The organism is Collinsella sp. UBA1693, from assembly GCF_002320115.1.
In the GTDB taxonomy this organism is placed as follows: Bacteria; Actinomycetota; Coriobacteriia; order Coriobacteriales; family Coriobacteriaceae; genus Collinsella; species Collinsella tanakaei.
The window spans coordinates 62,280-74,387 of record NZ_DCJT01000002.1; the positions used below are offsets into that span (position 1 = coordinate 62,280).

10 protein-coding genes are annotated in these 12,108 nt (G+C 61.9%); 6 read left to right on the top strand and 4 right to left on the bottom strand.

Features of this window, described 5'->3' with window-relative positions:
* The first annotated feature begins 82 nt into the window (after positions 1 to 82).
* Positions 83 to 916 (top strand): exodeoxyribonuclease III, encoded by an 834-nt coding sequence (locus B3H65_RS01420; RefSeq protein WP_286683843.1) that lies wholly within the window; start codon positions 83 to 85, stop codon positions 914 to 916.
* On the opposite strand, the gene B3H65_RS01425 is transcribed toward B3H65_RS01420, so the two are convergent.
* On the bottom strand, positions 913 to 2,760 hold the full coding sequence (locus tag B3H65_RS01425) for a hypothetical protein (RefSeq protein WP_286683844.1): 1,848 nt from the start codon (positions 2,758 to 2,760) through the stop codon (positions 913 to 915). The genes B3H65_RS01420 and B3H65_RS01425 overlap by 4 nt on opposite strands.
* A gap of 262 nt (positions 2,761 to 3,022) precedes the next feature.
* Here B3H65_RS01425 and glmU point away from each other — a divergent pair, with 262 nt between their 5' ends.
* Together glmU and B3H65_RS01435 are read left to right on the top strand one after the other, a co-directional pair.
* On the top strand, positions 3,023 to 4,417 hold the full coding sequence (gene glmU / locus B3H65_RS01430) for a bifunctional UDP-N-acetylglucosamine diphosphorylase/glucosamine-1-phosphate N-acetyltransferase GlmU (RefSeq protein WP_286683845.1): 1,395 nt from the start codon (positions 3,023 to 3,025) through the stop codon (positions 4,415 to 4,417).
* Between the two features lie 61 nt (positions 4,418 to 4,478).
* A complete protein-coding gene (locus B3H65_RS01435) occupies positions 4,479 to 5,465 on the top strand; it encodes a ribose-phosphate diphosphokinase (RefSeq protein ID WP_286683846.1) in 987 nt (328 codons plus the stop codon).
* 453 nt (positions 5,466 to 5,918) lie between these two features.
* Here the strand turns inward: B3H65_RS01435 and B3H65_RS01440 are convergent, their stop codons facing one another.
* Positions 5,919 to 6,449 carry a GNAT family N-acetyltransferase gene (locus B3H65_RS01440; RefSeq protein WP_270480817.1) on the bottom strand — a complete coding sequence of 177 codons (531 nt, stop codon included), beginning with the start codon at positions 6,447 to 6,449 and terminating at the stop codon, positions 5,919 to 5,921.
* A gap of 235 nt (positions 6,450 to 6,684) precedes the next feature.
* Between B3H65_RS01440 and pth the strand changes: the two genes are divergently transcribed.
* Complete coding sequence (pth, locus tag B3H65_RS01445; RefSeq protein ID WP_009141831.1) at positions 6,685 to 7,314, top strand: aminoacyl-tRNA hydrolase; 630 nt, start codon at positions 6,685 to 6,687, stop codon at positions 7,312 to 7,314.
* 17 nt (positions 7,315 to 7,331) lie between these two features.
* On the opposite strand, the gene B3H65_RS01450 is transcribed toward pth, so the two are convergent.
* Together B3H65_RS01450 and B3H65_RS01455 are read right to left on the bottom strand one after the other, a co-directional pair.
* The gene (locus B3H65_RS01450; protein ID WP_117679720.1) at positions 7,332 to 8,072 is read right to left on the bottom strand and encodes a DeoR/GlpR family DNA-binding transcription regulator; all 741 of its coding nucleotides are present in this window, start codon (positions 8,070 to 8,072) and stop codon (positions 7,332 to 7,334) included.
* Between the two features lie 3 nt (positions 8,073 to 8,075).
* Positions 8,076 to 9,155 (bottom strand): Gfo/Idh/MocA family protein, encoded by a 1,080-nt coding sequence (locus B3H65_RS01455; protein ID WP_286683847.1) that lies wholly within the window; start codon positions 9,153 to 9,155, stop codon positions 8,076 to 8,078.
* Positions 9,156 to 9,536: 381 nt separating this feature from the next.
* On the opposite strand from B3H65_RS01455, the gene B3H65_RS01460 reads away from it, so the two are divergent.
* Together B3H65_RS01460 and gltA are read left to right on the top strand one after the other, a co-directional pair.
* A complete protein-coding gene (locus B3H65_RS01460; RefSeq protein ID WP_117679718.1) occupies positions 9,537 to 10,376 on the top strand; it encodes a sulfide/dihydroorotate dehydrogenase-like FAD/NAD-binding protein in 840 nt (279 codons plus the stop codon).
* A complete protein-coding gene (gene gltA / locus B3H65_RS01465) occupies positions 10,361 to 11,767 on the top strand; it encodes an NADPH-dependent glutamate synthase (RefSeq protein ID WP_009141835.1) in 1,407 nt (468 codons plus the stop codon). Before B3H65_RS01460 ends, gltA begins: the two co-directional genes overlap by 16 nt.
* Positions 11,768 to 12,108 lie beyond the last annotated feature (341 nt).

Below are 12,108 nucleotides of genomic sequence, written 5' to 3' on the forward strand. Positions count from 1 at the left end.
GTGATGTTCTAGTATAGTGTGAGCCACAATTGGTAAACCATGAGAAACTGCGTATTTTCCTGCAATTATATTCGGAGGAACCATGACAAATAGCAACGCCGCGCGCACCTGGAAGCTCGCCTCTTGGAACGTCAACGGCCTGCGCGCCGTCCTAAAGAAGGACCCCAGCTTTACCGACATCGTCCACCAGCTTGATGCCGACGTAATCGCCCTGCAAGAAACCAAGCTGCAGGAGGGCCAGGTAGAAATCGACCTGCCGGGTTACCACCAGGTATGGAGCTATGCCCAGCGCAAGGGCTACTCCGGCACCGCGGTCTTTACGCGCGAGGAGCCCCTGTCCGTTCGCCACGCAGACAGCCTGCTGCCCTTTGCGGGCGAAGGCGAGGCGGCAGAGCTCTTAGCCGTAGCCGTGACCGAGGGCCGCGTCTGCGCGCTCGAGTTCGACCGCTTCTGGTTTGTGGGCGTCTATACGCCCAACGCGCAAAACGAACTCGCCCGCATCGACACGCGCATGGCGTGGGACGACGCCTACCGCGCCTTCCTTAAAAGCCTTGAGGACGAGACCGGAAAGCCCGTCATCACCTGCGGCGACTTCAACGTGGCCCACAATGAGATCGACCTCAAGAATCCCAAGAGCAACCGCGGCAACGCTGGTTTTTCGGACGAGGAGCGCGGCAAGTTCACCGAACTGCTCGACGCGGGTTTCACCGACACGTGGCGCAGCCTCAATCCCGATGTGGAGGGCGTCTACAGCTGGTGGAGCTACCGCTTCAACGCCCGCAAGAACAACGCGGGCTGGCGTATCGACTACTTCTTGGTGAGCGATGCCATCGCGAGCAACGTCCGCGACGCGCGCATCCGTAACGATATCTTTGGCAGCGACCACTGCCCCGTCGAACTGGAAATCGAGCTCTAACGCTCGGCACCCCCGCCGTGGCGCTCGTCTCTATGCTGCGAGCGCCACTCGTCCAGACCCTCATCCTGCGCGCTGCGACCGCCCCGATTGCGAATGTATGCATACGCCGCGAACCCCACAACAAACACCAGCACGCCCACGCCAAGGCCGGCACCGTTGGGCAGCGTGATGCCGGCAAGGCTGCTCGCCAACGTGTCCAGGCCCTCGCTACCGCCAACCGGCGTGGACACCGCTCGGGAGCTGTCGGGCGAAACGGCAATCAGGCGCGCCGTGCCCGCAGAGGGGTTTCCGTTCTCGCCCGAATTTGCAAGGCAAAAATAGACCGAGCCGTCGCGCGCCACAACCGGCGCCGCCGAGCTCGCGGGAGCCTGCGCGGCATAGCAGGCAAGGGACGAGGCCCCCGATTCCGCGCTCTCCGATTCGCCAAACGCCTCATCGCTCGCCGAGGTCCAAGCAAGCTCCACCTTGCCCAACGCACTGCTCGAACCATCGGTTGCCACCTGGCATCGGTACAGCTCGCCCTCAAAGGTAACGGCGTAGAGCTCGACGGTTGCCTCGCGCGCGTTGGCGCCGTACGCCACGGCTACGGGCGCGGCGGGTATGCAGCGCGGATCCAGCGCGCAGTCGGCATACGCAACGGCGGGAGCCCCCTGCTCATCAACCAGGTCGACCGCGCAAAAACCACCCTGCACCCCCAGCGCGGCGCCATAACCGGAGCCTTCGCCCTCAAATGCAGACGTCGCGGAGAAGTACGCGCGGCCTCCCAGCACCACCGGGGCCGCGGGAGCCAGCTGCAGCGCCTGGCCGCCGGCGCTGCCAAGCGAGCACTCCGACGCCACCGCAAGCTTTCCCTGCTCAAATGTAACCATGTACACGGTGGGCGCCGACGTTCCGACAACAAGCACGGGACCCCCGTCAGCCAATCCCGTCATCGCGGCGGGCGCCAAGGCCATCCTGCCCAGAATCGCGCCGTCAAGCTGCAGGGATGATGTAGCTTTCGCGCTTGCAGGGTCAATTGCGCTCAACGTCGAGTCGCCGGGAGCGACCACCAGCGTATTGTCCACATACATCAAAGACGGAGACGCCGCCTTACCGGATCCACCGGCGCACACGCCGCCGATCATAGCGGCCGCGCCGTCCACGCCCAAGCCCGTCTGCCAAAACAACCCGCCATCGATGGATGCTGCAGAGATGACTTCGCAGCCTACGGGAGCACCTTGCTGATCCAGCACAAGCAGCGCCACGTAGACGCTGCCGCCATCGGCAACCACCTGCGATGCCGCGCCCCAAGCAGCCGCGCCCTGCGGCAGCACCGGCGCATCGCTCACCCACGCGATGTCCAAATCCTCGCTCATCATGGCTATCTGGCCCGTTTGCAGAACTGCCACCAGGGCGTTATCGACCACCGCAAGCGAAGACCCGCTGCACGCGGCGGCGGGCAGCGAGACCTCGTCCACCTTATCCCAGCTGCCGGCTGCGTACTTTGCAACGGAATCGCCAGCCATCGCGTACACGTAATCCGTCTGGCCGGCCTGGCGCAGCAGAACGCTCGCCGCGCTACCCGTGGCAAGGCCGCTCGCCTGGGCGGACACGGGGGCGCTCACGGGAACGGCGCCGGGCACAATGCTGCCCTCAACTGTGGACGAGTATCCCGACCATGCCGTGTACGCACCATGGAACGCCGCATCTTGCGTCGCGGGAGCGTTGTCTGCTGCCGCCTGGAAGGGCGAGGCCATCACCGGAAACGCCACAGCGGACAGGGCGCAAGCAGGGACCACGCACAGAGCGAAAGCCAATGCAGCGGTGGACAAAATGCGGCCGGCGCCTTTGCGATGCGTTTTCATGTCTCCCTCACAATCCGGCGGCAACCTGCGACAAGCCACCAGCAGCAAATCAGTATCGACAAGCAGTTGTCAACGAGCCGGAATGGCTCCTCAAATGCGCAATAGCCTCTTCATTGTAGTATGCGAGCAGCGCTCCTGCGCATGTTGCAATCCGCGTACACAATATGTGAGAAGCCAAATCAGGCCGTAGAGCTGCGGTATCATCGTATGGCACCGCGCCCAGGCCGTGCCCGGGCGCTCAACCTATCAATCGGGGGCATGCATGAACGCAACCGCAATCATTCTCGCTGCGGGCGAGGGCACTCGCATGAAATCAAACCATGCAAAGGTAAGTCACAAGATCTTGGGCAAACCCATGATCCAGTGGGTTGTCGACGCAACCATCCAGGCAGGGTGCGAGCGCGTCATTGTTGTAGTGGGCAGTCACGCGGACGAGGTCCGCTCGATTCTTGACCAGACGTACGCGCAATCTTCCGTGCAGGTAGAAACCGTCGAGCAGACGGAGCGCCTGGGCACCGGGCACGCCGTGCGCGTAGCGCTTGAGGCTTGCAACGTTACGTCCGGCCCTGTAGTGGTCCTCAACGGCGACCTACCCCTTATCCAGGCCGAAACCGTGCGCATGTTTGCCCAGACCGTGGCAGACGGCAAATTGGCGGCCACCGTGCTCACCATGACCCCGCCCGACCCCTTTGGGTACGGCCGCATCGAACTTGATGCCGACGGCGTCATCGCCCGCATCATCGAGCAAAAGGACTGCACGCCGCAACAGGCCGCGGAGCTGCTCGAATGCAACGCCGGCTGCTACGCCTTTGACGGAGCGCTGCTTGCCACCCACATTGGCGACATCACCTGCGATAACGCCCAGGGCGAGTATTACCTGCCCGACATGCTCGAGATCCTTAAATCCGCCGGCCATGCCGTGGGCATCTACCACTGCGAAGACTACCGCGACGGCCTTGGCGTCAACTCGCGCGCCCAGCTGGCTCAGCTCACCGCCATCGCCCGCGACCGCATCAACAACCAGCTCATGGCTCAGGGCGTCACCTTCATCGACCCCGCCCAGGCTTGGATTGGCCCGGACGCCACCGTTGGACGCGACACCGTGGTATGGCCCCAGACCCACCTGATTGGCAACACGCATGTGGGCGAAGACTGCCAGCTTGGCCCCAACACGCGCCTCACCAACGTGGTCGCCGGCGATCGCTGCTCGCTTGACGAGACCGTAGGCATCGACACCGTTATCGAAAACGACGTCACCTGCGGACCGCGCTGCTACCTGCGCCCCGGAACCCATCTGCTCGACCGCGCGCACGTGGGCACACACGTGGAGATCAAGAAATCCACCATTGGCGAGGGCTCAAAGGTGCCGCATCTCTCCTACATTGGCGACACAACCATGGGCGCTGGCGTAAATGTCGGCGCTGGTTCCATCACGTGCAACTATGATGGTAAAAATAAGCACGCAACCACCATTGGCGACCGCACCTTCATCGGCTCGGATACCATGATGGTCGCACCCGTTAACATTGGGTCCGACGCCATCACTGGCGCGGGCGGCACCATCACCAAGGATGTCCCTGACGGCGCACTTGCCATCGAGCGCACCGATCAGCGCATCATAGAGGGTTACACCGAGCTCAGAAGGGCTCGACTGTAATATAGTAAGAAGCGTACCGGCACAGGCAGCCAAAGTAGCAACGAACAAAGGAGCAAGGGAAATGCCGACAACCGATCCCAAGAAGACGGTGGATATGAACAAGATCCTCCGCGTCTATTCGGGTTCTTCCAACCGTCCGCTGGCAGAGAAGATCGCGGGCCTGCTGGGGGTGGAGCTCTCCGGCCTTACGCTGAAGCAGTTCGCCAACGGCGAGATCTACGCTCGCTACGATGAGACCGTCCGCGGCGCCGACGTGTTCCTGATCCAGTCCGTTGCGGGCGCGAACGTCAACGACATGCTGATGGAGCTCCTCATCGCCACCGATGCCGCCAAGCGCGCTTCCGCTCGCTCCATCACCGCGGTCATCACCCACTACGGCTACGCCCGTCAGGACCGCAAGGCCGGCCCGCGCGAGCCCATCACCGCCCGCCTGGTCGCCAACCTGCTCGAGACCGCAGGCGTCGACCGCATCATCACCCTTGACCTGCACCAGGGTCAGATCCAGGGCTTCTTCGACATCCCGGTGAACCACCTCTCCGCGCTGCCGCTGTTTGCCGGCTACTACAACGAGATGAACTTCGACACCGACAACCTGGTCGTTGTCTCCCCCGACGTGGGCCGCGCCAAGGCCGCCAAGAAGCTCTCCGACATGCTGGGCTGCAGCCTCGCCATCGCCCACAAGGGCCGTCCTCGTCACAACGCCGCCGAGGTCATGGGCATCATCGGCGATATCAAGGGCAAGACCTGCATCATCAACGATGACATGATCGATACCGCTGGCACCCTGTGCGCCAACGTTACCGAGCTCAAGGCCCTGGGCGCCGGCGACATCTACGTATGCGCCACCCACGGCATCTTCTCCGGCCCCGCCATCGAGCGTCTTAACAACGCCCCCATCGTGGAGTGCGTGGTCACCGACGCCATTCCCGTCGAGACCGGCGGCAAGATCAAGACCATCTCCGTTGCCGGCGAGTTCGCCGACACCATCAAGGCCGTGTATCACGAGCGCTCCGTCTCCTGCCTGGTGGGCGGCGACTTCGCGCTGTAATCAAACAGCGTCGAATGGCTTACGCGGCAGCTTGTCCGCGCGCATACAAGCATTTACAGGAGGTCCCAGCTTTACGGCTGGGGCTTCCTTCTTTTTAGCGGCTCTCTTGGCGCAAGAAAGCCCGTTTCTTCTGCTGCGCGCCCTTCTCGCACCAACGATATGTGCAAAAGTAGAGGATAATTGCATCGATTTTGGAACATGCCAAGCAGGACGCTTTTTTCGAGCGCCCTCTATCGTTTTTACTAATTGCTACAAGTTTGCTATACAAAGCCTTTCTTGATAATAGTGCAATTATCCTTAAGAACTGCGCAGAGAGCTTCTCGGAAGAAGGCCAAAAGCCATGATTCGCACCTTGTCGATATAGTGAAAGGCCCTAGACAAGACACGTTCTCGTCTATGGCCCCCTCATCGCTTCATTTTGCGGCGCGCAATCCGAAACCCGCACCGCAAGCGTTACAGCACGTACTCCAACTGGCAATCCATTGGCTCTCGCTGAACAGCGGCCTCGTTGTACTCCTCCGCCTCGACGCAGCCCATGTGCTCGTAAAACGCCTGGGTTTCAACAGCGGAGTGCGACGAGATGTAGAGCTTCTTCACGCCCAGATTGCGCGCGAAATCCGCAGCGAGCAAAAAGAGCACCGCGCCCATACCATGACGGCGCGCGTCGCTCGACACGTGCAGGCTGGTGAGCTCCATATACTGGTCCTCGCTACCAAAGGTCTTGCGCTCGACGGATGCAAATCCCTTCAGCTCATCGTCCACAAACGCACCCCACACAACGCCACCGCCGGCGAGCGTGTTCTTAAGACATTCGACCAGGTAGGAATAGTCGCTATCAGACCAATCATCAATAAACGGATCGGCAAGCACCGTCCACTCACCGTCGACCTTGCGCTTGCAATCGGTTACAACCTGCTTGCGTTCAAAGTGGTCGAACAACTCTACGCCAAGCTCGCTGTTGGTGAGCTCGCGGTACTGCGGCATGGTGCGGATCCTTTCCAAGTAAATTATCTTATGTTCACAATAGTATCGTGCAATAGGCAAATTCGACAAAACTGCACGTGTTTAGGCTCCTAACAGTTTTCAGCACAACCGTCGACGGGAGCGATTTTGCATGTAATCGCACCGCCACCCTTTGACAGCCCGTAGCGCCACGGGCAACATAGACTGCACAACATGGAAAGCATGAACACTCTAAGCAACGCATATAGGAGGCAGCATGGCAGCAGCCACGCCCAAAAAGATTCGTATGGTCGCGGGCCTGGGCAATCCGGGCGAGGAATACAAGGATACGCGCCACAACGCCGGATTCAAAGCAATTGACGAGCTTGCTAGACAGGCTGGCGTCACGTATTGGAAAAACCAGCTGGGTGCGGAAGTCGCTACCATCCAGGTGCACGATCCAGAGGCAGAGGGCGGGCGACGCGAGGTTTTGCTGGTCAAGCCGCAGTCCTTCATGAACACCAGCGGAGGCCCCATCTCCAAGCTGTGCGCTCAGAACAAGATCACGGTCGAGGAGCTGCTGGTTATCCATGATGAGCTGGACATTCCCGAGGGCGACGTGCGCGTAAAGGTTGGCGGCGGGCATGCCGGGCACAACGGCCTGCGCTCCATCATCGATAAGATGGGCAGCCGCGACTTCAGCCGCATCCGCACGGGCATTGGCAACCCTCCGGGCCGCATGGCGGTTGCGGACTTTGTTCTCAAGCAGTTCCGCCCCAAAGAGCTGGAAGACTTCGAGAACACCTGCGCTCGCGCTGCGGACGCCGCAGGCCTAGCCCTTACCCAGGGCGTTGTCTACGCGCGTGACCACGTCAACGGCGGAGCTGCCAGCAACGGCAAGCACTAATCCGCCGCGCGCCCGCGCTAAACGCAGCGAACGCTCGCCACGTCCTCGTACCCCTCGGGCACGCTGGTGGTCAGCACTTCAACCTGGCCCAAAGACGCAAAGCTCACGGGCGCCACGCGTCCAAACTTACTCGTATCCGCCAACACCAACCGGCGTGCGCTACGGGCCAGCGACGCGCGCTTCACCTGCGACTCCTCGCGCTCCGGACTGGTGCACCCCGCCCGCAGGTCAATGCCGTTGGCACCCCAAAATCCAAGCGTAAAGTTATAGCGCTCCAAGGCTTCAAGCGCCTCCGGCCCCACCATGGCAGACGTGGACCCCTTTAGCTCGCCGCCCAGCAGCACCACCGTAAAGCCGCGCTGCGCCAAGGTGAGGCCGTGCACGGCGGAATTGGTCACGTAGAGCGCGCCCTTCTCCGTAAGGCAATCGACCAGCACCTTGGTGGTTGAGCCAGAGTCCACATACACGCAGTCGCGCGGCCCCACCAGCGACGCGGCGTAGCGCGCCAGCAGCTGTTTTTGATCCGCATGCAATTCAGAGCGTTGCTGCAGGGTAAGGTCATAGCTCACGTGCGCGTCCTCCAAGCACACCGCGCCGCCGTGCACCTTGGTAAGCTTGTTGAGGCTGTCCAGCTTATCCAGGTCGCGGCGCACCGTAGACTCAGAAATCCCCAAGTCGCAGGCAAGCTGCGCCACCGTCACCGTGCCAGATGCGTTGACCTTCTCAACTATGCGCGCAAAGCGCTCCTCCGCAAGCATGGCCTAGCGCTCCTCCGGGTACACAACGCCCCAGTCTGCGCGCAAACGCGTCATGACGTCCATCACGTCGGCGGCAATGTCTATCAGCCCCGCCTTGGAGGTGTCACCCGCAACGGCGGCCTCAAGATCGGCCATCTCATAGCACAGCGCGTAGGCCTCCTCGCCCGCCTGCACAGTCTCGCGGCGACCGTCTTCCGTCCACACAATGGTCGCGGTATCGGCGCGCGGGTACTCGCTCACCTCGATATAGCACTTGTCAAAGCTGATGACGGAGCGCTTGGGCTGCTTGGAGTGCAGGCTCAGGCTAAACACGCCCAGCTGGCCCTCCGCGTTACGGGTCACAAAACCGCTGGTCTGGTCCACGCCGGTTGAGGCAAGGTTTGCCAGCGACACAACCTCGGTGGGCGCGCTGGCCATAAACAGACGGGCGATCGAGAGCGCGTACACACCAATATCCAGCATGGCGCCGCCGGCAAGGTTGATGTTGTAGAAGCGGTTGGTGAGGTCGCCGTACTCCTTGTAGCTGCCAAAGTTGATCTGCGCCAGGTTCATGGCGCCAAACTCGCCGCTGTCAGCGCGGCGCACCAGCTCCTGGTACAGAGGCATGTGCAAAATGGTGGTAGCGTCCATCAGCACCACATTGTGCTCGCGGGCGATGGCGCGGGCCTCGTCCAGCTCGGCGGAGTTCAGCGTGATAGACTTCTCGCACAGCACGTGCTTGCCCGCGGCCAAGGCATCGCGCAGGTAGGTGATATGCGTGTTGTGCGGCGTGGTGATATAGATGGCGTCGATATCAGGGTCAGCGTAAAGCTCTTCGCACGACTCGTATACGCGCTCAACACCATAGCGCTCGGCAAAAGCCATAGCCTTCTCCTGCGTGCGGTTGGCAACACCCGCCAGTTTGCGGCTGGCAAGCGCCAGCGACTGCGCCATCTGGTTGGCGATCACGCCGCAACCAATAACGGCCCAGCGCAGCTGGGGCGCGCAAAACACGTCATCTGGGAACGGCTTGTCAGCCACGCTTGCAAACGCCGCCTTGGCGGCTGCCGCGGAATCAAGCGGCGCGGCGGTAGTCTGGTCCATACTGCATCCTCTCTCCCATGGGCTCCTTTTCAGGCTCCCCCTGTGGACGAGAATCCCAATCACTTCTGTTCGCCCACATATTCTGTGCTCATTATTGCTTATTTATGACGTTTTTTGGAGGGAGGAATTTGGTAGATATGGCATGTTCTTCCAATTTTCATCATCTCCGATCAGCATGCCGCCAGCAGCATCACCCACCGATTCGCGTGGTCGCGTTGGCGGGTTTGTCTGTACGGTCTATACAAACCCCCTTACGCCAGGGGGTATACTAAACACTGTATGCGTGTTTGTCGTCTAGCACGCATAGCCATGCATTCGTTTGCAATTTGGAGCATGCGGCAACGCTTGTTTTCGCATCTCCAGAAGGTAGAGAGGGGTTCTATGTTTCAAATCCTGAAGAAGACGCAGTTCTCGGAGAAGGTCTTCGAGTTCCGCGTCCACGCCCCGAGGATGGCTAAGAAGGCTCACGCCGGCCAGTTCCTCATGGTGCGCATCGACGAGACGGGCGAGCGCGTGCCGTTCACGTTCGCCAACTGGAACGCTGAGGAGGGCTGGATCGAGTTCATCTTCATGGTAGTTGGAAAGACCACCGAGTGCCTCTCTCAGCTCAATGAAGGCGACTACATCCAGGATGTCACCGGACCGCTGGGCAAGCCCACCGAGATCGAGGGCGATTCCGTTGCCGTCGTGGGCGGCGGCGTTGGCCTGGCCATCGCCTACCCCGTTGCCCGCATGCTGTGCGAGCAGGGCAAGAACGTCTACGTCATCATGGGTGCCCGCACCAAGGACCTGGTCATCCTGCACGAGCAGTTCGACGCGCTGCCGCTGGCTGGTCTGTACGTCACCACGGATGACGGCACCATGGGCGAGAAGGGCGTAGTAACCCTGCCCCTGGCACGCCTGTGCGAGACCGATGCCATCGACCACGCCTTCTGCGTTGGCCCCGTTCCCATGATGAAGTTCTCCGCCAAGACCTGCCGCGAGCACAAGATTCCCATCATCGCCAGCCTCAACCCCATCATGGTCGACGGCACCGGCATGTGCGGCTGCTGCCGCGTCGAGGTCAACGGCGAGACCAAGTTCGCCTGCGTCGACGGCCCCGACTTCGATGCAAGCGCCGTTGACTGGGATGACCTTGCTCATCGCCAGGCCAGCTACCGCACCGAAGAGGCCGAGTCCACTACGCGTCACAAGGAGGACTGCGCATGCCACAGGAAGTAAAGTATCGCCCCAACATCGGCGCCCCCCGTACCGCCCCCAACGAGGAGCCGGCCGCTGAGCGCGCGTGCGATTTCCGCCCCGTCGACACGGGCTTTACCAAGGAAGACGCCATCGCCGAGGCCAACCGCTGCCTCGACTGCAAGAAGCCCCTGTGCATGGAGGGCTGCCCCGTAGGCGTCAACATCCCGGGCTTCATCCGCAAGATCCGCGAAGAGGACTGGGGCGGCGCGCTCGAGACCATCAAGGGCGACAACCTGCTGCCGTCCGTCTGCGGCCGCGTGTGCCCGCAGGAGAACCAGTGCGAGGGTAAGTGCATCCTGGGCCGTAAGGGCGAGGCAGTCGCCATCGGCCAGCTGGAGCGCATGGTTGGCGACATGGCCTCCGAGGTTGGCCGCGCGCCCGTCTGCAAGCCCAAATGCGGCAAGAAGGTCGCCATTGTTGGCTCCGGCCCGTCCGGCATCGCCTGCGCCGGCGAGCTTGCTCGCGAGGGCTTCGACGTCACCGTCTTCGAGGCGTTCTTCACCGGCGGCGGCGTGCTTACCTACGGCATCCCCGAGTTCCGTCTGCCCAAGAAGATCGTTAAGCGTGAGATCGACGGTCTGGAGCAGCTGGGCGTAAAGTTCGAGTACAACTCCGTCGCCGGCCGCCTGTTCGACGCCGACGAGCTGTTCGAGGAAGAGGGCTTTGACGCCCTGTACCTCGCTGTGGGCGCTGGCCTGCCGCGCTTCCTGCACGTTCCGGGCGAGAACCTGCCCGGCGTGTACTGCGCAAACGAGTACCTCACCCGTACCAACCTTATGCATGCCTATGACTTCCCGGTCTATGACACGCCCATTCGCCACGGCCGCGACGTAGTAGTCTTCGGTGGCGGCAACGTCGCTATGGACGCCGCCCGTACCGCCCTGCGCCTGGGCGCCCAGAGCGTTACCCTGGCCTACCGCCGTACCGAGGCCGAGATGCCCGCGCGCCTGGCCGAGGTGCACCATGCTAAGGAAGAGGGCGTCAAGATCCTCGAGCTCTCGAGCCCGCTGCGCTTCCTGCCCGGCCCCGATGGCTTTGTTTCCACCATCGAGCTCGAGCGCATGGAGCTGGGCGAGCCCGACGCCTCCGGTCGCCGCCGCCCCATCCCCGTTCAGAACTCCGAGTTCGCCATCCCCTGCGACGTCGCTATCACCGCTATCGGTACGCGCGCCAACCCCTTCGCCGAGCTGTGCGCTGACGTCAAGCTCAACCGCTGGGGTCTCATCGAGGCGGACGAGGACGGCCGCACCTCCAACCCCAAGGTTTGGGCTGGCGGCGACATCGTCACCGGTGCCGCAACCGTCATCCTCGCCATGGGCGCTGGCAAGAAGGCCGCTGCCTCCATCAAGAAGGAGCTGCTGGGCGAGTAATCGCCGCGCGCCCCTTCGCGTCCGCATGCAACGGCTAGCGCCAGGCACCTGCGACTCACCTGCCACACGCTAGCCGCCAACGCATAACGCCCGCTGGTTCACAATCGAGCCAGTGGGCGTTTTCTTCTAACGTCAATTATCGGCCGTTCTTTGACGTTAGAATCACTCAAGCCCCGCTAACGTCAAACAGTTGACGCCACAAAGGCGTGGACGAAGACCCCTTCCTACTCCTCTTGGGATAACGCGAAAAAATGGGGCTGTGCACTCGTACAGAAAGGGAGCCATGTCTCCACGGCTCCCCTTGAGATCAATTAGTTTGTTTGCGTGTGCCGCGACCCGCT

Coding starts and splice junctions, on each gene's coding strand:
- B3H65_RS01420 (WP_286683843.1), top strand. CDS start 83: ATGACAAATAGCAACGCCGCGCGCACCTGGAAGCTCGCCTCTTGGAAC.
- B3H65_RS01425 (WP_286683844.1), bottom strand. CDS start 2,760: ATGAAAACGCATCGCAAAGGCGCCGGCCGCATTTTGTCCACCGCTGCA.
- glmU (WP_286683845.1), top strand. CDS start 3,023: ATGAACGCAACCGCAATCATTCTCGCTGCGGGCGAGGGCACTCGCATG.
- B3H65_RS01435 (WP_286683846.1), top strand. CDS start 4,479: ATGCCGACAACCGATCCCAAGAAGACGGTGGATATGAACAAGATCCTC.
- B3H65_RS01440 (WP_270480817.1), bottom strand. CDS start 6,449: ATGCCGCAGTACCGCGAGCTCACCAACAGCGAGCTTGGCGTAGAGTTG.
- pth (WP_009141831.1), top strand. CDS start 6,685: ATGGCAGCAGCCACGCCCAAAAAGATTCGTATGGTCGCGGGCCTGGGC.
- B3H65_RS01450 (WP_117679720.1), bottom strand. CDS start 8,072: ATGCTTGCGGAGGAGCGCTTTGCGCGCATAGTTGAGAAGGTCAACGCA.
- B3H65_RS01455 (WP_286683847.1), bottom strand. CDS start 9,155: ATGGACCAGACTACCGCCGCGCCGCTTGATTCCGCGGCAGCCGCCAAG.
- B3H65_RS01460 (WP_117679718.1), top strand. CDS start 9,537: ATGTTTCAAATCCTGAAGAAGACGCAGTTCTCGGAGAAGGTCTTCGAG.
- gltA (WP_009141835.1), top strand. CDS start 10,361: ATGCCACAGGAAGTAAAGTATCGCCCCAACATCGGCGCCCCCCGTACC.